Origin of the sequence: Halomonas litopenaei (assembly GCF_003045775.1) — a bacterium.
Lineage (GTDB): Bacteria > Pseudomonadota > Gammaproteobacteria > Pseudomonadales > Halomonadaceae > Halomonas > Halomonas litopenaei.
This window is the reverse complement of sequence record NZ_PXNS01000020.1, coordinates 13072-32693: the sequence shown is the minus strand read 5'-3', so window position 1 is coordinate 32693 and position 19622 is coordinate 13072. Positions and strand designations below refer to the sequence as shown.

Sequence of the window (19622 nt, the reverse complement as noted above, 5' to 3'; positions counted from 1 at the left end):
GATGGCCGTCGCTCAGCATGCAGGACTAGCGTTGTCATTTACTCTGTTGAGGTGCAAGTCGATGAAAGAGCAATTCGCGCAAGCGTGGGAAGGGTTTGCCGGGGGCGAGTGGAAGAAGGACGTCGACGTACGAGACTTCTTGCTGGCCAATGTGACGCCCTACGAGGGTGACGAGCGTTTCCTGGTCAGCGAGCCGGCGGCCAGCACTCGCGAGCTATGGGACACTGTGATGGAAGGCGTCAAGCAGGAAAACGCCACCCATGCACCGCTGGACTTCGACACCTCGCTGGTCTCGACCATCACCGCTCATGACGCCGGCTATATCGATCAGCGTCTCGAGACCATCGTTGGACTGCAGACCGACGCGCCGCTGAAGCGGGCGATCATGCCCAACGGCGGCATCAAGATGGTGGAGGGCTCATGCCAGGCCTACGGTCGTGAACTCGATCCTCAGGTCAAGAAGGTCTTCACCGAATTTCGCAAGACCCACAATCAGGGGGTGTTCGATGTCTACACCCCGGACATCCTCAAGTGTCGCAAGTCAGGGGTGCTGACCGGACTGCCGGACGCCTATGGTCGTGGACGCATCATCGGTGACTACCGCCGGGTCGCCCTTTACGGCGTCGACTTCCTGATGCGTGACAAGCAGGCGCAGTTTGCCTCGCTGCAGCAGCGCTTCGAACAGGGCGAGGACCTGGAGGCGGTGATCCAGCTGCGCGAGGAAGTCGCCGAGCAGCATCGTGCACTCGGCCAGCTCAAGGAAATGGCCGCCAAGTACGGCTTCGACGTCTCGGTCCCGGCTGCCACCGCCCAGGAGGCCATCCAGTGGACCTACTTTGGCTACCTGGCGGCAGTGAAGTCGCAAAACGGCGCCGCCATGTCACTGGGACGTACTTCCAGCTTTCTCGATATCTACCTGGAGCGTGACCTGCGCCAAGGCGTGATCGACGAAGCCCGCGCCCAGGAGCTGGTCGATCACTTCATCATGAAGCTTCGCATGGTGCGCTTCCTGCGCACCCCTGAGTATGACGAGCTGTTCTCCGGCGACCCGATCTGGGCCACCGAATGCCTGGGCGGGATGGCACTGGACGGACGCACCCTGGTCACCCGTACCAGCTTCCGTTTCCTCAACAGCCTCTACACCATGGGCCCGAGCCCGGAGCCCAACCTCACGGTGCTGTGGTCCGAACAGTTGCCCGACGGCTTCAAGCGCTACTGCGCCAAGGTGTCCATCGATACCTCGTCGATCCAGTACGAGAACGATGACCTGATGCGCGTGGACTTCGCCTCCGACGACTACGCCATCGCCTGCTGCGTGTCTCCCATGGTGATCGGCAAGCAGATGCAGTTCTTCGGTGCCCGAGCCAACCTGGCCAAGACGCTGCTTTACACGATCAACGGCGGCGTCGACGAGAAGCTGAAGATCCAGGTCGGCCCCAGGAGTGAGCCGATCGCCTCCGAGGTGCTCGACTTCGACGAGGTGTGGGCACGCATGGATGGCCTGATGGACTGGCTGGCCCGCCAGTACGTGACCGCTCTCAATGCCATCCACTACATGCACGACAAGTACAGCTACGAGGCGGCGCTGATGGCGCTGCACGACCTCGACGTCAAGCGCACCATGGCCTGCGGCATCGCCGGGCTGTCGGTGGCGGCGGACTCGCTGTCGGCGATCAAGTACGCCAAGGTGCGCCCGGTGCGTGATCCTGACGGCGTGGCGGTGGACTTCGAGATCGAGGGTGACTACCCCTGCTTCGGCAACAACGATCCGCGCGTCGACGATATCGCCTGCCAGCTGGTCGAGACCTTCATGAACAAGATCCGCAAGCTCAATACCTACCGTGGCGCCGAGCCGACCCAGTCGGTGCTGACCATCACCTCCAACGTGGTCTACGGCAAGAAGACCGGCACCACGCCGGACGGTCGTCGCGCCGGCGAGCCCTTCGCACCGGGTGCCAACCCCATGCATGGGCGTGACACCAAGGGTGCGGTGGCCTCGTTGACGTCGGTGGGCAAGCTGCCCTACGCCCACGCGAAGGACGGGATCTCGTATACCTTCTCCATCGTGCCGAGGGCGCTGGGCAAGGACGAGGGCGCCCAGCGCAGCAACCTGTCCGGCTTGCTCGACGGTTACTTCCACCACAGCGAGCGTCAGGAAGGCGGCCAGCACTTGAACGTCAACGTGCTCAACCGCGAGATGCTCGAGGACGCCGTGGTCAATCCGGACAAGTATCCTCAGCTGACCATCCGCGTGTCCGGCTACGCGGTGCGCTTCAACTCCTTGACCGCGGAACAGCAGCGCGACGTGATCTCCCGGACCTTCACCGAAACGCTCTGAGCCGACAGTCGTCTCGCCCGGGGCCGCGACAGCGGTCCCTTTCCGGGCTCCGGGTGTCTCCCGGAGCCCCTTTTCGTGAGGAGTCCTGATGATGATCACTGGCCGTCTCCATCACCTGGAGAGCTGTGGTGCCGTGGATGGCCCAGGCATTCGCTTTCTGGTGTTTCTGCAGGGCTGCGTGATGCGCTGTCAGTACTGCCACAACCGCGACAGCTGGGATCGCCAGGGCGGACGTGAGGTGACGGTGGACGAGATACTCACCGAAGCCAGAACCTATCTGCCGTTCATGCGGGCGTCTGGGGGCGGCATCACCTGCACCGGCGGCGAGGCGCTGCTGCAACCGGCGTTTGTGCGCGACCTGTTTCAGGCGGCCAAGGCCGAGGGCATGCACACCTGCCTCGACACCAATGGCTACGTCTGCCACTACGATGAGGTCCTCGACGAGTTGCTTGCCGCCACCGACCTGGTGCTGCTGGATCTCAAGCATCTCGACGAGGGCGTGCACCGCGAGCTCACCGGTATCCCCCGACGCCGTCCCCTGGCCTTTGCCCGTCATCTGGCGGCGATCGGCAAGCCCACCTGGATTCGTCAGGTGATCGTGCCTGGCTTTACCGACAGCGAGGCATCCATGCACCTGCTGGGGGAGTTCGTCGAGACGATGGACAACGTCGAGCGTATCGAGCTTTTGCCCTATCACGCACTTGGCGAGTACAAGTGGCAGGAGCTGGGAGAGCACTATCCGCTGGCAGGAGTGGCGCCACCGAGTGGCGAGACCATGCAGCGCCTGGTGACGATCGCCTCGCGGTATCATCCGGAGGTCATCGCTGGCTGACGTGGCGATGTCGCCCGCTCGAACAACACAGCGAGCCCCTTTCACCCTTTGGTGAGAGGGGCTCACTGTCGTTTCAGAAGAGCTGTTGTTTCAGGAGATGAGCAAGCGCGGCAGCGCCTCTGGGCGTCAGTCGCTCAGTTCGCCCCTGCGGCTGGCGGCGGCGGTGAACAGCACATCGGTGGAAGAGTTGAGGGCGGTCTCGGTGGAGTCCTGGACCACGCTGATGACGAAGCCGATGGCGACCACCTGCATCGCCACGTCGGCGGAAATGCCGAACAGGCTGGCGGCCATGGGAATCAGCAGCAGCGAGCCACCGGCCACGCCGGAGACGCCGCAGGCGGCCAGGGCGGAGACCACGCACAGCAGCAGGGCGGTGACGAAGTCCACGCTGATGCCCAGGGTATGGGCGGTGGCAAGCGTCATGACGCTGATGGTGATGGCGGCACCGGACATGTTGATGGTGGCGCCGAGCGGGATCGAGATGGAGTAGGTGTCCTCATCCAGCTTCAGACGCTTGCACAGCTCCAGGTTGACCGGGATGTTGGCTGCGCTTGAGCGAGTGAAGAAGGCGGTGATGGCGCTACCGCGCAGACAGCTGAAGACCAGCGGATAAGGGTTCTGGCGAGTGGCCAGGAAGACGATCAGCGGATTGGTCACCAGGGCGACGAACAGCATGCAGCCGACGATCACCGACAGCAGTTGGGCATACTCCAGCAGCGCACCGATTCCGGCTTCGGCCAGGGTACCGGCGACCAGTCCGAAGATACCCAGCGGTGCCAGACGAATGACCCAGCGCACCAGGGTCGATACCGCCTGGGACAGGTCCTCGATCATGGCCTTGGTAGCGGCACTGGCGCTGCGCAGCACCAGGCCGAGGCTGACGGCCCACACCAGAATGGCAATGAAGTTGGCGTTCATCAATGCGCTGATCGGGTTGGCCACGGCGCTCAATAGCAGGTTGCGCAGGATCTCTACCACGCCGCCTGGCGGATTGCCGCTGGCCTGAGCGGTATTCAGGGTCAGTTCGGTGGGGAGGGCGAAACTGGCCACTACTGCCACCAGCGCCGCCACCAGGGTGCCGATCAGATACAGCACCAGTACGCTGTGGATCTGGGTCGGCTGGCCGCGCTGATGGCCGGCGATGGCGGCCATCACCAGCACGAAGACCAGCACCGGGGCGACCGCCTTCAAGGCCGAAATGAATACCTGGCCGAGCAGCGATACCGAGGCGGCGAGCTCGGGGGACAGGGTGGCGACGGCGATACCGCAGAGGATACCGATCACGATCTGAGGGATCAGCCCCAGACGATTCAGCGCCTTGAAGGGGGCGCTCAAGGAGGTGGACATGGCTCTGGTCTCGAAGCGTGGAGTGTGCATCGACCGTCGCGTCAGGACGGATGGGCGTCGGCTTGTGGCCGGAAGGAGGGCGATTCTATCACCGTCGGCCACACCCAACGGTTCGACTTAAGCATGATATCAGCAGTAAGAATCTGGCATGGATCAGCAGTTGCATAGATGGTGTGGCTGCATTCCAGGTGTCCGCTGAAAATATTGACTAGGTCGGGGAGATGTTCGGCCCGGTGGCAGCAAGCCCCGCCTGATCGGCGGGGCTTGCGTGGGGAAGAGAGGCTTCCCGGGAGTGGCATGGCGCAAGGCCTGGCGTGAGTCTCCTCGAGGCGTCTTTCTGTCGAGCAGACGCCGACAGGGCCTTTGTACCGGGATCACGCGATAAGGGGTTCTTTACCGGGGTTCTTGACCGGGGTTCTTTGCCAGGGCTTAGCGGGCGCCGGTCAGCGCCTGGGCCAGCTCGCGCGTCAATTCGAGCACGGCTTGGGTACCTTCGGCGGGAGTGTCGCCGCTGGCCTGGGCATCGATCAGCGCCGAACCTACCACCACGCCGTCGGCGAAGGCGCCGATCTTTCTGGCCTGGGCGGCGGTGCGAATACCGAAACCGACGGCGATGGGAATATCGCTGTGCTCGCGGATGCGGGCTACCTCCTGTTGCACGCGTTCGGCGCTTGGCGCAGCACCGCCGGTGACCCCGTTGCTCGAGACGTAGTAGAGAAAGCCCGAGGTATTGGTGAGCACCCCCGGCAGGCGTCGGGCATCGGTGGTGGGGGTCGCCAGACGAATGAAGTTGAGCCCGGCTTGATTGGCAGGCAGGCACAGCTCGTCGTCATGTTCCGGCGGCAGGTCGACCACGATGAGACCGTCGACGCCGGCAGCCTTGGCCTGATCGAGAAAGCGTGTCACGCCACGGGCGTAGATGGGGTTGTAGTAGCCCATCAGCACGACCGGTGTCTGTTGATCGGTCCGACGCAGTTGGCGGACCATCTCGAGGGTCTTGTCCATGGTCTGGCCGGCATCCAGCGCCCGGCGGGTCGCATGCTGGATGGCGGTGCCGTCGGCCATGGGGTCGGTGAACGGCATGCCGAGTTCGATCACATCGGCGCCGGCCTCGCCCAGGCCCTTGAGGGTCGCGAGGCTGGTGTCATAGTCGGGATCACCGGCGGCGATGTAGGTCACCAGGGCGGCGCGTCCCTGCTGGCGAGTCTCGGCGAAGCGACGTGCGAGGCGCCCCTCGGCGGTAGTGGTCGTGGTCATGGTCTCTCTCCTGGAATCCGGGGTGTCAGTCCTGCTGGTCGGGCTTTCCCAGGCCCAGCTCATCGGCAAGACATTCGGTGGCGGTGGCCATGTCCTTGTCGCCGCGGCCGCTCAGGTTGACCACCATCAGATGATCCGCCGGCAGTCGCGGGGCGCGCTTGATCACCTCGGCCAGGGCGTGGGAAGACTCCAGCGCCGGGATGATGCCTTCCTTGCGACACAGCAGGGTGAAGGCGTCCAGCGCCTCACGATCGGTGGCCGCCACGTACTCGGCGCGCTCGATGGCATGCAGCCAGGCGTGTTCGGGTCCGATGCCGGGGTAGTCGAGGCCGGCCGAGATGGAGTGGGCGTCGCTGATCTGGCCCTCGTCGTCCTGCAGCAGAAAGGTACGGTTGCCGTGTAGCACGCCGGATCGTCCACCCTTGAGGCTGGCCGCATGGCGTGGGGTGTCGAGGCCTTCGCCGGCCGCCTCGACGCCGACCAGCGCCACTTCAGGGTCGTCGAGGAAGGGGTGAAACAGGCCCATGGCGTTGGAGCCGCCGCCGATACAGGCGACCAGCGAGTCCGGCAGGCGTCCTTCCTTGGCGGTGATCTGGTCGCGCACCTCTCGCCCGATCACCGACTGGAAGTCGCGCACCAGCGCTGGGTAGGGGTGGGGGCCGGCCACGGTGCCGATGATATAGAAGGTGGAGTCGACGTTGGTGACCCAGTCTCTCAGCGCCTCGTTCATGGCGTCCTTCAGAGTACCGTCGCCGGCGGTGACCGGAATCACCTTGGCGCCCAGCAGTTGCATGCGCTGTACGTTGGGCTGCTGGCGATGGATATCGGTGCTGCCCATGTAGATGACGCAGTCCATGCCGAAACGCGCGGCGACGGTGGCGGTGGCCACACCGTGCATGCCCGCGCCGGTCTCGGCGATGATGCGACGCTTGCCCATGCGACGGGCGAGCAGGATCTGGCCGAGGGCGTTGTTGATCTTGTGGGCGCCGGTGTGCATCAGGTCTTCGCGCTTGAGATAGATGCGCGCGCCGCCCAGATGCTCGGTCAGGCGCTCGGCGAAGTACAGCGGGCTCTGGCGACCGACGTAGTCGGCCGACAGCGAGGCCAGCTCGTCAGCGAAGGTCGGGTCCTGGCGTGCGGCGTCGTATTCCTGCTCGAGATCCAGAATCAGCGGCATCAGGGTCTCGGCCACGAAACGACCGCCGAAGTCACCGAAGAAACCACGAGGGTCGGGTCCGTGACGGAGGCTGGGAGTTGGGCGTTGCTGGTTCATGACGGGCTCCAAGGCTGACCAGGCGCGATCTGCGCCCCGAATGGCATGGACAGCAGCATAGCGCTGCATGCGGCCGGAAAAAATCGAAATAACAGCCAGGATGTGTGAGAAAATCTCACCAGTTGAGGAGCTGCAAGACCACTTGGCCCTTCACTGTGGTCCCGAACTAGGCCGTGAGCCGTGCCCCGGAAGTCCGCACGCACGGCACGCAGTGGCACCATCAGCTGACCTCTGGGCGCCGGGGCACACCAGGCCCAGACAAGACAAGCCCAGACAAGATAAGACAAGACACCCCATGCCAAGCCGGGAGAGACGCTCGCCATGACATCGCACAACCAGGACGTCCCGTTGCCCTCGCTCAGGGCGCTCAGGGCCTTCGAGGCGCTGGGGCGCCACGGTAGCGTGTCGCGGGCGGCGGCCTCGCTGTACCTGACCCATGGTGCGGTCAGTCGTCAGATCAAGCTGCTCGAGGACCAGTTGGGGGTTGCCCTGGTCGAGAAGGAAGGGCGGGGCTTGAGACTGACCGATGCCGGCCGTGAGCTGGCCGACGCCGCAGGATTCCATCTTGGCGCCCTGGCACGGGTCTGCGCCGAGGTCGCTCGCACCAGCGTCCAGTCGCCCTTCGTGCTGAGCTGCCCAGGCTCCTTCCTGGCGCGCTGGTTCATTCCTCGACTGGCCCGCTTGAAGCAGGCTCTGCCGCAGTTGGAGTTGCATCTGACCGCCGGTGAGGAAGGTGTCGCGACGCTATCCGGGGTCGATGGTGTGCTGCGCTTTCAGCGCTTGCCGGAAGGGGAGCCGCCGGGCGAGGTCACCCGTATCCTCGGGCAGGAGCGCATCGGTCCTGTGCTCAGTCGTGAGCTTGAGCTGCATCGGTCCGGCGGGGCTACAGCAAGCCCGCCCGACCCGCGGGTACTGCTCGGCCAAGCGCTGTTGCATACCCGTTCACGTCCCTCCGCCTGGGGCGACTGGAGTCGCCGCCAGGGGATCGCGCCGGAGCGGCTGACGATGGGCCAGGGCTTCGAGCACCTCAACTACCTGCTGGAGGCGACCCTGGTGGGGCTTGGGGTCGGCATTGCGCCGGACTACCTGGTGGAAGAGGACGTGCGCGCAGGGCGCCTGGTGGCGCCTTGGGGCTTTGTCGCCACCGACGCCTGCCTGGTGCTGGAACTGGCAGCCGGGCCTAGGGGGGCGCGCCATCCGCTGGCAAATGATCTGGCCGACTGGTTGGCGGCAGAGCTGGCCGAAGCGCCGGTGCTGGGCTGATACGAGGTGCTGGGCTGATACGAGGTGCTGGGCTGATACGAGGTGCTGGGCTGATGCGAGGTGCGAGCCGGCAATGATGTGGCTTGCCGCGCTGTGAACGGGTGCTTGGTCGCGCTGCTGCGTGCTGGTGGTAGGGCAGGAGGTCCGAATGCAGTCGTTGTTAATGTTATGTTATAACGTATTTTTTTATCAGGCTGAACCGGCGGTGAAAGGATGAATGACGCACAGATCGAGGCCAACCAGGCCGTCAACGACACAGTCAGCGATACGGTCAACGACACGGTCGACACAGACGCCCGGGGGAGAGAGCCCATCGACGATCCACAAAGGCTGTCGGATGTGGCCGTGCAGCAGGTGAGCCAGGGCGTCGCCCTGGACTGGGTCGGCATGGAGGGCATCGCGCTGCCCGTCGAACTGGCGGGACAGCGGATCGAAGCCAGGGTGAACGCAGGGGTCAGTCTTGACGCCCCGGAGGCCCGCGGGATTCATATGTCGAGGTTGTACCTGGCGCTTGACGACCTGACCGAAGAAGCGCTGACGTTGCCTCGACTGGACGCCTGCCTGGCGCGCTTTCTCGACAGTCACGAGGGTCTCTCCCGGTCTGCCAGTCTGTCTCTCGAAGGACGTTTGCTGTTGAAGCGTCCGGCGTTGGTCAGTGACCTGGCTGGCTGGAAGGCCTATCCCTTTCACCTTGAAGTCGAGCAACGAGGTGGCCAGCGGTCGGTAGTCCTGCGTCTGGAGGTGGGCTATTCCTCCACTTGCCCCTGTTCCGCGGCGCTGGCGCGTCAATTGATCCAGCAACAGTTCAACCGTGACTTTGCCGCAGAGCCTCATCCGGCCCGTGATGAGGTGCACCGCTGGCTGGGGCAGGAGTCGGGGATCGTGGCGACGCCTCACAGCCAGCGCAGCCAGGTGATCATGGCGCTCAGGCTGGGCCTCGAGGTCGAGGACGTCCCCATGGTCGAAGTCATCGACAGGGTGGAGCAGAGCCTGGGCACGGCGCTGCAGACTGCGGTCAAGCGTCCCGACGAACAGGCCTTTGCATTGGCCAACGGGCAGAACCTGATGTTCTGCGAGGACGCCGCACGTCGTGTGCATGGTTGCCTGATGACCATCCCGGGGATCGATGGCTTCGAACAGAAGGTGATCCATGCCGAGAGCCTGCACGCCCACGACGCCGTGGCCCGCAGCAGTTGGCGCTGGTAGCGTGGGCAAGTACCTGAAGCGGCCTTGCCCTTGTATGGCCGGCCGGCAGGCTAGCGAGGATGCGTGCTGTGATCTGGTAGCGTGGGCAAGTACCTGAAGCGCACTTGCCCTTGTATGGCCGGCTGGCAAGTTCGCGAGGATGCGTGCTGTGATCTGGTAGCGTGCGCAAGTACCTGAAGTGCACTTGTCCTTGTATAGCCGGCCGGCAGGCTAGTGAGGATGCGTGCTGTGATCTGGTAGCGTGCGCAAGGGCCCGAAGCGGTCTTATCCTGGTATGGCCGGCTGGCAAGCCAGCAAGGATATGTGCTTCGGCACGCGTAGGAGACCACTTGGTGGGAGGGCAGGTCGAAACAGGGGTTTGAGACGTGGTTTTATAGGACGGAACACACCGTTCAGGGCGTGGTCATGACAAGGCCATGAAACGTCCATGACGTTGCGAAAACAGCACGCCATTGTTGCCTGGTGGGTAGACGCGTCCGTGTCGACTGGTGTCTCCCGAGGGTCGTCTTTCACCATGGAAGGGTAGTAGAGAGGCGCTTCAGGTTTCTAAACGTGACGGTTTGTGTCTTTTGCTTTACTCTTTTCACATCATCGGTAGCTGATTCAGCATATAAGCGAAGATTGCTTCCACGCCCAAGCAGGAGGCCATAGGGGGAGATGTGAGATATTGCTGGCGACTCATGGTCCTGGGGCTGACACTGGCGTCGCCCCTGTCGATGGCGCTCGAACCGCCCTCGGGCACGCCTTTGTTGAAGGTGTCCGGTGACATCGGGGTCACCAATGTCGGTGATCAGGCCTGGTTCGACCGCGACATGCTCGAGGCGCTACCCCAGGGCACGATCACGACCCATCTCCCCTGGTTTGACGGTGCCTCTGTCTATCAGGGGCCTCTGCTCGAGGGGCTACTCGATGCGGTCCAGGCGCGCGGTACCGAGCTGCGTGTTTCCGCATTGAACGATTTTGTGGCGTCGGTTCCGGTGCAGGATGCCTCGACCTTCAACCTTGTGCTGGCGATGTGGCGCGATGGCGAGCGCCTGGAAGTGCGCAATCAAGGGCCCCTGTTTGTGATTTATCCCTTTGATCAGCACCCTGAAATCTACAACGCTGTCTACCTGACGCGGTCCGTCTGGCAGGTGGAGTCCATCGATGTCCACTGAGCCGCCGGTGGCCGAGGTCAGATTATGCTGAAACTGCCGTATCGCTCGAGGGTGGCGGCCACCGCAACGGTGCTGTTTTTTGTGGCGGCACTGGTGGCGGGAGGCCTGACCTTCGATCGGCAGCAGGAATTGCAGCATCGCATCCTCGATACCGTCACCTGGAACCTCTACCAGTTCGATCGCATGGTGCGCGAAATGCGCATTCAGGCCGCCGAGGTCAGCGCGGATGATATCGATAGCCTGGTCCTCGACTACGAGATTCTGCACGGACGAAGCGACTTGTTGCGTCAGGGGCAGACTCGGGACTTTCTGCGTCAGACCAGTGCCTCCCAGGAACTGTATCGGCGCGCGGAGCAATTGATCGACGATCTGGGGGGGCAAGTCGAGCCTCTGGAGCAGGGGGGGCGCCTGCTTGACGACGACAGGGATGCACTCAAGCAGACCCTGGGGCAGTTGCAGAACGTCAGTCGCGACATGCTGTTGCAACACAAGGCCAGTGTGGCCGAGTTGCGCACCCGAGATACCCAGTCGATGCTGCGTCTGTATGGTGTCGTACTGGCCTGCATCGTGCTGATCATGGTGACCGGTACCGTGCTGGTGCTGGCGCTGATGCGCGAGGGGCGTGCCCACACCCTCAAGGCGGAGTTGCTGCAGGCCCAGTCGCGAGCACTGAAGGAAGCGGTGGAGCGTGCCGAGAACGCCAGTCGCGCCAAGTCCGATTTCATGGCGATCATGAGTCACGAGATGCGCACTCCGCTCAGTGGCGTCATGGGCATGACCGATCTGCTGCGCGACGAATCCCTGAGCGATCAGGGCAAGCGTCATATCGAAGGCCTGGAGGCCAGCGCGACGGGACTGCGCTCGGTGATCAACGATGTGCTCGACTATACGCGGCTGGAGACCGGCCGGATCGAGGTCGAGCGCGAACTGTTTGCGCTGCGCCATATGCTCGACCAGACCACCCTGGGTTATCGTTCGCAACGCCTGGGCGATGTGCAGTTTCTGATGCGCCTGGCCCCGGACCTGCCCGCTTGCGTGGAAGGAGATCAGCACCGGCTGCGCCAGGTACTGCAGAACCTGTTGAACAACGCCTTCAAGTTCACCCGCCAGGGGTTCGTGATGTTGAGGGTTTCCTGTGCCCAGGATCAGCGCATTGCCTTCGTCGTCTACGACACCGGCTGCGGGATATCTCAGCTGGATGTCGAGCGCATCTTCGAGCCCTTCGAACAATCCGATCCGGTGATGGCCAGGCGTCATGACGGTGCCGGTCTTGGCCTGCCCATCGCACGTAGCCTGGTGCGCGCCATGGGGGGCGACCTCAAGGTGGACAGCCAGCTGGGCAGCGGTTCCAGATTCTGGTTCGAACTTCCCTTGCCCGCCAGCGATCAGAAAGAGGAGAAGGTCGAGGTGGCGTCTGCCCCGGCGCCGCTGGCGCCGCACCATGTGCTGGTGGTGGACGACAACCTTCTCAATAGGGAGCTGGTGGCCAGTATGCTGGCCCGCCTGGGCCAGTCCTGCGAAGTCGTGTCCAACGGCGAGCAAGCGCTGCAGGCGCTGTCACAGCGTGACTTCGATCTGGTGCTGATGGATCTGCAGATGCCGGTCATGGATGGTCTGGAGACGACCCGGCGCTGGCGCGAGCGGGAAGCGGCGATCCACCGTGGTGATGGCGACGACGACGCTCGGCTGCCGATCATCGCGGTGACGGCCAACGTTCTGCCGGAACATCGCCGGGCCAGCCGCGAGGCGGGGATGGATGACCTGATCGGCAAGCCTTTCACGCGTCAGGATCTAGGCCAGGTGCTTGGTCGCTTTCCCTCTCGGGTCTATCCCTCCCTCGACCCCGACGAAAACTTCTGGACGCCACCGAGTACATCCGCCCACGAAGGGGCCTCCGCGCCCACCCAGACGGCGACGGAAGAAAGAGTCGCCAGTGCCGACCTGCTGTCGCGAACGACGCTTCAAGAGTTGCGCTCGATGGTCTCGGCGGATGCTCTGGAGCGCATGGTGCGCGGCTACCTGGCCCGCTTTCCTGCTCGCATCGCAAGGCTCTACACGGCCCACGAAGAAAGGGACTTCGACATGCTGGTCGGTGAGGCCAGGGAGCTTCATCATGCGTCAACCACCCTGGGGTGCACGGCAGTGGTCGCGGTGGTGGAGGCGATCATCGAGCATGGTGAGATGGGCCGTCACGAGCCGCTGGTGCCGCTGATCAAGGAACTGGAGGACATCGGCACCCGCACCGGTCTTGCCTGGCGAACCACCGGAGTGCTCGACAGCTTTCGCTGAATCCTGAGCGTGAATGCCTTCCCTGGCCGTTGAACTGGCAGTAGCATGTCGCTGGTACGGCAAAAATTCGTCGAGAATACCGATTTTCAATGGGAGAGGCGTCATGGGATGGCGAACCATCGCGTTGGTGATGCTATGGGGAATGGTCGGACAGGCTCTTGCGCTGGACGCCCCCGGTGGCAGGGTGATTCTCGAGGTGGGTGGGCGCATCTCCGTGACCAATGTGAGTGATGAAGCCCACTTCGACCGCGCCATGCTCGAGGCGCTGCCCCAGCATGTCGTGGTGACCGGCAATCCCTGGATCGATGGTCAGTCTCGCTTCGAGGGGCCGCTGCTCAGCGATGTACTGGCGGCGGTGGAGGCCGAGGGCGACGAGCTCAGGGTGGCCGCCATCAAGGACTACGAGACGCTGATGCCGGTGAGCGACGCCCACGAACATGGCGTGATCCTCGCCATGCGCCGCGATGGAGAGCGCATGAGAATCCGCGACAAGGGCCCCTTGTTCGTGGTCTACCCTTTCGACGACCAGCCGGAACTCAAGACCAATATCTACTTCAGTCGATCTGTCTGGCAGGTCGCCCGCATCGACGTCAACTGAGTTCTCATGGCCCATCGTCTGCGCATCAGGATTCCTGCGATCGCTGCCGTCGTCTTCATTGTCGCCGTGATGGTGACAGGAGGGCTGATCTATGACCGCAACAAGGCGATCTACCACCGAGACGTCGACACCGTCACCTGGACCCTGTATCAGTACGATCGCTCGCTGCGCGATCTGCGGCTGGCCATCTGGGAGCGCGGCGATAGCCGGCTGGACGAGACCCTTTTGGATTTCGAACTGCTGTACGGGCGCTTCATAGTGCTGCTGGAGGGCCAGACGAGCAACTTCCTGGATCGCTACGCGACCGGTCGTGAGCTGATCGACGAGCTGGATCGTGGCATGCAACGGCTGGATCGACGCTTCATTGCGGTGGCCGATGGAGACGTTGCCTATGACGCTGCACTGCGACGCGAACTGATAGAGCGTCTCGGCGAAGCGCAGGAACTGAGTCGGCAATTGATGCTGCATCATGGTCGAATCGCCGCGGAAGAGCGCAGCGCGGACATGGGCGTGCTCGGGCGATTGTACATCGCGGTGCTGATCTCGATCCTGCTGTCGCTGATCGCCGGTGGCGTGCTGATTCGTGCGCTGGTGAAGGAGGCGCGTCAGCATCGCCACAAGACCCATTTGCTCGAATCCCAGTCCGAAACCCTGCGCGAGGCCTATCAGCGCATGGAAGTGGCGAATCGCGCGAAGTCCGACTTCATGGCCATCATGAGCCATGAAATCCGCACGCCACTCAACGGCGTGCTGGGCATGGCCGAGCTGCTGCACGACGAACCCTTGAGTGATCAGGGACGCCGCCAGATAGAAGGGCTGCGTGACAGCGCCGCTGGGCTGCGTTCGGTGATCAATGACGTGCTCGACTACACCCGTATCGAGGCAGGGCACCTGGCGGTCGAACGTCAACCCTTCCACCTGTCGAGAATGCTGGAGCAACTCGCGACCGGCTATCAGACCCAGAGCCGCAGCGGGGTGCAGTTCCTGATGCGTGCCGCTCCCGCCTTGCCCACCTGGGTCGATGGCGACGTGCATCGGCTGCGCCAGGTGCTGATGAATCTGCTCAACAACGCCTTCAAGTTCACCGAAAGTGGCTTTGTGATGCTCAGGGTCTCCGACAATGGGGACGGCCGGCTGACCTTCATGGTCTACGATACCGGCTGCGGTATCGCCCAGCAGGACCAGCAGCGCATCTTCGAGCCCTTTGCCCAGACCGATACCGCCCTGTCACGCCGCCATGAAGGTGCCGGCCTGGGGTTGGCGATCTGCTCGCAGCTGGTCGCGGCCATGGGCGGAGAGCTCAAGGTGGAAAGCCAGCCGGAGTCCGGCAGCCGATTCTGGTTCGATCTTCCCTTGCCGGTGGTGGCGGGGGTGGAAGAGGGTGCTGCCAGCACCGGGCAGCAGGAGCCGCTGGAAAGCCAGCACGTGCTGGTGGTCGAGGACAATGCCCTCAATCGTGAGCTGGTGGCCGCCATGCTGACCAGACTGGGACAGACCTGCGAACTGGTGGGCAATGGCGAGCAGGCGCTGGAGGCCCTGGGTCAACGACGTTTTGATCTGGTCTTGATGGACATGCAGATGCCGGTAATGGACGGGCTGGAGACCACGCGTCGCTGGCGCCAGCACGAAGAGGCTCTGCGCGAACAGGGCCAGCGGGTCCAGCGTTTGCCGGTCATCGCGGTGACCGCCAACGTCATGCCCGAGCATCATCGCGCCTGTCTCGATGCGGGAATGGACGACGTCATCGGCAAGCCGTTCTCGCGCAAGGAGCTGTCTGCTGCGCTGCGCCGTTACAGCCGGGTGCACGCGGCACCGAGCTCCGCTGACGCGAGTCCATCAGGTGGCGACAATCCCGGCAGGGGGGGCGATGGCAGGGGTTGCGATGGCAGAGCGAGTGTTCCGGATCGCGACCTGGATAGCGAGACCTTCGGCGGCACTGTCGAAGCGGCACCCGCCGTCGTTGCCCCGATGCTCGAGGATCGGCCCCGGATCGACGAGACGCTGCTCGCCGGAGACACGGTAGAGGAGCTGCGTCAGGTGATGTCGCCCCAGGGCCTCAGTCGCATGGTGGCCAACTATCTGCAGCGTTTCCCGGAGCGGCTCGAGCAGATGCGAGAGGCGCTGTCGGTCGGCGACCACCAGGCACTCGGTCAGATTGCTCATGACGTCAAGGGCGTCTCTGCTTCGCTGGGCTGCCAGGCCCTGGAGGCGCAGGCCGCCCGAGTGGAGCGCATGGCAAACGACGGCCAGCAGGCGGAACTCGAGACACAGCTCGAGATACTCGCCCGGCTGGGCCCGGCGACCGGCCAGGCTCTGCGATCGGCGGGGCTGTTGCAGACCTGAAAGCGGCCCTGGGCGGGACCCTTCGATGAGGTGACGTCCCGCCGCTGGCGGGGCCTAGACGTCGCCGGGAGCCACGCCGCTGGCCCAACGTTCGTCCGGATGCACCTCATTGGCCGGCATCACCGGATCGTAGCCCTCATGGCGCAGGGCCTCGATGACCTCTCGGGTATGTTCGCTGCCCAGCGTCTCCAGGGTGGCTTCGACCTCGGTGGCGCGCAGCGACAGGTCGGTGAAGGTACGCTGGTGGGTGATGCTGATGACGTTGGCGCGCTGCTCGGCGAGCAGTTGGGTCAACTCCGACAGCGAGCCGGGTACGTCGGAGATGCCCACGCGAACGCGCACGATGCGACCAGAGCGCACCAGGCCGCGCTGGATCACCGACGACAGCGCCTGCATGTCGATATTGCCGCCGCACAGGACTAGCCCCACCTTGCGACCGCGGAAGCGCTCCGGCTGGCTCAATACGGCAGCGAGCCCCGCCGCACCGGCGCCTTCCGCGACCGTCTTCTCGATCTCCAGGAACATCAGGATCGCCCGCTCGATGGTGGCCTCGTCGACCAGCAGGATGTCACTGACGTGCTCGCGCACCAGTTCTCGCGTGATCTTGCCGGGCTGCTTGACCGCGATCCCCTCGGCAATGGTAGCGAGGCTGCAGTGGATCTTTTCACCCGCCAGCGCCTGCTGCATGGCGGGAAAGCGGGCGGTCTGCACCCCGATGATCTCGATGTCGGGATTGAGTCCCTTGGCGGCCACGGCGTTGCCGCCGATCAGGCCGCCGCCGCCGATGGGGATGACCAGCGCATCCAGATCCGCCACGTCTTCGAGCATCTCCAGCGCGATGGTGCCCTGGCCGGCAATCACGCGCTCGTCGTCGTAGGGGTGGACGAACACATAGCCGTGCTCCTCGGCCATGCGAGCCGCGTAGTCTCCGGCCTCGTCCACCCCATCACCGACCAGGTGCACTTCGGCGCCAAGGGCCCGGGTATTGCTGACCTTGAGATTGGGGGTGTGGCGCGGCATCACGATGACCGCCCGGATGCCGAGCCTTGAGGCGTGGTAGGCCACCGCCTGAGCGTGGTTGCCGGCCGACATGGCGATGACCCCCCGCTGGCGCTCGTCTTCGGACAGGGACAGCAGGTGGTTGAGGGCGCCGCGTTCCTTGAAGGCGGCGGTGAACTGGTGGTTCTCGAACTTGATGTACAACTCGCAGCCGGCCAGCCGCGACAGCGTGGCGGAATGCAGAAAGGGAGTACGGGCGATATGGCCGACGGTCGCATCGGCGGCACGTCGAATGTCTTCAAGGGTCACACTCATCCGGGATCTCCAGCGGGTAACAGACAGATGGCCGGAGGTCGTCCGGCACAAGGTGTCGCCGGCGGGGTCGCCGGCTCGATCCGAGAGCCAGGCGTGGCCGGCATTGCCGAGGGGAAGGGCGGCGCTCAGTCGGTGGTAGCCGGGTGAGTCGCCGCCTGGCGCATTCGACGGCGCAGGGCGGTCGCCAGGCCGAAGACGTGGTCGTCTTCGCCTCCCATGGCATGCAGGGCGTCTGCCAGGTGCAGCAGGTAGTCGCTGTTGGGGCCGCTGGGGCCATGGGCGTGGGCGATCTGCTCGGCAATGCTGTCATCGGAGGCATCACCGAGATAGGCCGGGTTGGCATCACCGGCGATGTAGACCAGCCCCTCGGCGGTCCTGGCGGTGGTCAGGCCGTCATCGTCGAGTGGGTCATCGACATCAGGCTGATCGTTGTCGGCGAGATCGTTGTCCAGAAAATGCAGCGTGACACGCTCACGCAGATAGCCGTTCTTTTCACGCAGGTCCAGGGGGGCCAACACCTCCGGCCCGATCAGGTAGGCCATGCCCAGGCACCGCGAGCCCGGCTGGTGGATCAGCGTCGCGACGCGACCAGGAGCCTCAGGAGTGCCGCGATGATCGTGGGAGCCCTGCCAGAACCGGCGGGCGTAGCCTTCGATCAGCGCTGGACGACGTGCGCGATAGGCGAAGTCCGCCTTCCAGATCAGCGAGCCGTAGCCGAACAGCCAGATCGCCTCGCGAGAGCCGAAATGGTCCTGGCGTCGATTGGCTTCCCGGGTGTCCGCGCTGACAGGCGTTGGCCGGTTGGAAGGGGAGTCCTGCGGGTGCATCGAAGATCCTTGTCGAATGAAGTCAGACGGACTGGTGGTGCTCGAGTCGATACCGCCACGCCGTCACTGCGCCGGGCAACCGGTTTGTCAGCACAGGAGGCGCGGGTATGATGGTGAGCGCCACGCAAGAAGCCACGAGGGCCAGGTTCCTTGGACCGCCAATAGGCAAATTATCAGCTCCGAAGGCCAGGATGAAGCCCGAATGTCCTGGTCCCTCTTTCGGGTAACGGCCGGTGGCGGCGTCCTGGCACTCCGACAATGATTCATGCAAGACCGAGAAAAAGGAAATGAGGCCATGAGTTTTACCGTCTATCTGTCCGGTGAGATCCACACCGACTGGCGTGAAGAGATCAAGCAGGGAGCCAGAGACGCCGGGCTCGACGTGGTGTTCACCCAGGCGGTGACCGACCATGATGCCAGCGACGCCGCCGGAGACATGCTGGGCGTGCCGGAAAGTGGCTTCTGGCGGGATCACCAGTCTTCCAGGGTCAACGCCATCCGGACCCGTACCCTGATCGAGCAGAGCGATCTGGTGGTGGTGCGCTTCGGTGACAAGTACAAGCAGTGGAACGCGGCCTTCGACGCCGGCTACTGCTCGGCTCTCGGCAAGCCCTATGTGACGCTGCACGGCGAGGACATCGTACATCCGCTCAAGGAGGTCGATGCCGACGCCCAGGCCTGGGCCACGACCACCGACCAGGTGGTAGAGATCCTGCGCTACGTGCTGCGGGACTGATGTCGGCGCTGCCTCGAGCCTCGCACGATGGCATCCACTGGCGAGGGTGGGCACTGCCATTGCCCAAGCCCTTGGCTTCAGCGATAACGCTCGGGGCAGTAACGACATGGCCCGGGATCCTGAAGGAGGATCCCGGGCCATGTTTCAGGGGCCTTGGCCCCTGGCTGGACGTCCCGTCTGGTGACGGCAGAGGTCGACAGCGCTGTATCAGGCGTTCTGGTCGATGAACTGGGTCAGCTGGGACTTCGACTGGGCACCTACCAGGGATGCCACCTTGGCACCTGACTTGAACAGCATCACGGTGGGGACGCCACGCACGCCCTGCTCGGCGGCGATTTCCGGGGCATCATCGACGTTGATGCTGACGACCTTGAGGGCGCCGTCACGCTCCTCGGCGACTTCATCGACCACCGGTGCCATGACCTTGCAGGGGCCACACCAGGGAGCCCAGAACTTCAGCAACACCGGGGAGTCGGCCTGCAGAACTTCCTGCTCGAAGTTGGCATTGGTGACATCGACATTGTTAGCCATGTGTTTCTCCATCTACGTTGCGCTTCATCGAGCGGAATGTGGGACATGTCTGCCATGTCCGGTGGGACGATGGTAGCGGTCGGCCCATACGCTGGCAAATATTGGGTCGATAGTTTCTTAGTCAGCTTACGAATCGCTGCATCTCATCTCATTATGCTATAAAGTAATCACAAAGGTGGTTTTTTATGGCGCTTTGGCATGTTGTCATGTCCGAGGTCCAGTGCTTGAACCCGGGCAAGGACGCTGTCACGCCGCCAACGCGATGGCTCCAGTCTAGTCCGCTTCCGCGACCACCGTGCCAATCCGTCGAC

At 63.8% G+C, this 19622-nt stretch carries 15 protein-coding genes; 9 read left to right on the top strand and 6 right to left on the bottom strand.

Going from position 1 to position 19622, the window contains the following annotated elements; translation table 11 throughout:
• Positions 1-61 precede the first annotated feature (61 nt).
• A complete protein-coding gene (gene pflB / locus C6W88_RS20515) occupies positions 62-2338 on the top strand; it encodes a formate C-acetyltransferase (protein ID WP_108133834.1) in 2277 nt (758 codons plus the stop codon).
• An 88-nt stretch (positions 2339-2426) separates the two neighbouring features.
• A complete protein-coding gene (pflA, locus tag C6W88_RS20510) occupies positions 2427-3170 on the top strand; it encodes a pyruvate formate lyase 1-activating protein (RefSeq protein ID WP_045993787.1) in 744 nt (247 codons plus the stop codon).
• A 126-nt stretch (positions 3171-3296) separates the two neighbouring features.
• On the opposite strand, the gene sstT is transcribed toward pflA, so the two are convergent.
• From sstT to trpB, 3 genes are all read right to left on the bottom strand, one after another.
• Positions 3297-4517, bottom strand: a complete 1221-nt coding sequence (sstT, locus tag C6W88_RS20505) for a serine/threonine transporter SstT (protein ID WP_108133833.1) — start codon at positions 4515-4517, stop codon at positions 3297-3299.
• 429 nt (positions 4518-4946) lie between these two features.
• The gene (gene trpA / locus C6W88_RS20500) at positions 4947-5774 is read right to left on the bottom strand and encodes a tryptophan synthase subunit alpha (RefSeq protein WP_108133832.1); all 828 of its coding nucleotides are present in this window, start codon (positions 5772-5774) and stop codon (positions 4947-4949) included.
• A gap of 25 nt (positions 5775-5799) precedes the next feature.
• Complete coding sequence (gene trpB / locus C6W88_RS20495) at positions 5800-7047, bottom strand: tryptophan synthase subunit beta (RefSeq protein ID WP_108133831.1); 1248 nt, start codon at positions 7045-7047, stop codon at positions 5800-5802.
• A gap of 321 nt (positions 7048-7368) precedes the next feature.
• On the opposite strand from trpB, the gene C6W88_RS20490 reads away from it, so the two are divergent.
• From C6W88_RS20490 to C6W88_RS20465, 6 genes are all read left to right on the top strand, one after another.
• Positions 7369-8310, top strand: a complete 942-nt coding sequence (locus C6W88_RS20490; RefSeq protein WP_108133830.1) for a LysR family transcriptional regulator — start codon at positions 7369-7371, stop codon at positions 8308-8310.
• A 213-nt stretch (positions 8311-8523) separates the two neighbouring features.
• Positions 8524-9516 (top strand): GTP cyclohydrolase FolE2, encoded by a 993-nt coding sequence (gene folE2, locus C6W88_RS20485; RefSeq protein ID WP_108133829.1) that lies wholly within the window; start codon positions 8524-8526, stop codon positions 9514-9516.
• Between the two features lie 716 nt (positions 9517-10232).
• Positions 10233-10673, top strand: a complete 441-nt coding sequence (locus C6W88_RS20480; protein WP_231498733.1) for a putative pterin-binding protein — start codon at positions 10233-10235, stop codon at positions 10671-10673.
• A gap of 24 nt (positions 10674-10697) precedes the next feature.
• On the top strand, positions 10698-12962 hold the full coding sequence (locus C6W88_RS20475; RefSeq protein ID WP_108133827.1) for an ATP-binding protein: 2265 nt from the start codon (positions 10698-10700) through the stop codon (positions 12960-12962).
• A gap of 103 nt (positions 12963-13065) precedes the next feature.
• Positions 13066-13560, top strand: coding sequence for a putative pterin-binding protein (locus C6W88_RS20470; RefSeq protein ID WP_108133826.1), 495 nt, complete (start codon positions 13066-13068; stop codon positions 13558-13560).
• A 6-nt stretch (positions 13561-13566) separates the two neighbouring features.
• On the top strand, positions 13567-15903 hold the full coding sequence (locus C6W88_RS20465) for an ATP-binding protein (RefSeq protein ID WP_108133825.1): 2337 nt from the start codon (positions 13567-13569) through the stop codon (positions 15901-15903).
• Positions 15904-15957: 54 nt separating this feature from the next.
• Here the strand turns inward: C6W88_RS20465 and C6W88_RS20460 are convergent, their stop codons facing one another.
• A complete protein-coding gene (locus C6W88_RS20460) occupies positions 15958-17217 on the bottom strand; it encodes a threonine ammonia-lyase (RefSeq protein WP_108133824.1) in 1260 nt (419 codons plus the stop codon).
• A gap of 125 nt (positions 17218-17342) precedes the next feature.
• Complete coding sequence (locus C6W88_RS20455; protein ID WP_108133823.1) at positions 17343-18044, bottom strand: gamma-glutamylcyclotransferase; 702 nt, start codon at positions 18042-18044, stop codon at positions 17343-17345.
• Positions 18045-18339: 295 nt separating this feature from the next.
• Between C6W88_RS20455 and C6W88_RS20450 the strand changes: the two genes are divergently transcribed.
• Positions 18340-18780: a YtoQ family protein gene (locus tag C6W88_RS20450; protein WP_045993777.1), complete on the top strand. Its 441-nt coding sequence runs from the start codon at positions 18340-18342 to the stop codon at positions 18778-18780.
• Positions 18781-18987: 207 nt separating this feature from the next.
• Here the strand turns inward: C6W88_RS20450 and trxA are convergent, their stop codons facing one another.
• The gene (gene trxA, locus C6W88_RS20445) at positions 18988-19311 is read right to left on the bottom strand and encodes a thioredoxin (protein WP_045993776.1); all 324 of its coding nucleotides are present in this window, start codon (positions 19309-19311) and stop codon (positions 18988-18990) included.
• Positions 19312-19622 lie beyond the last annotated feature (311 nt).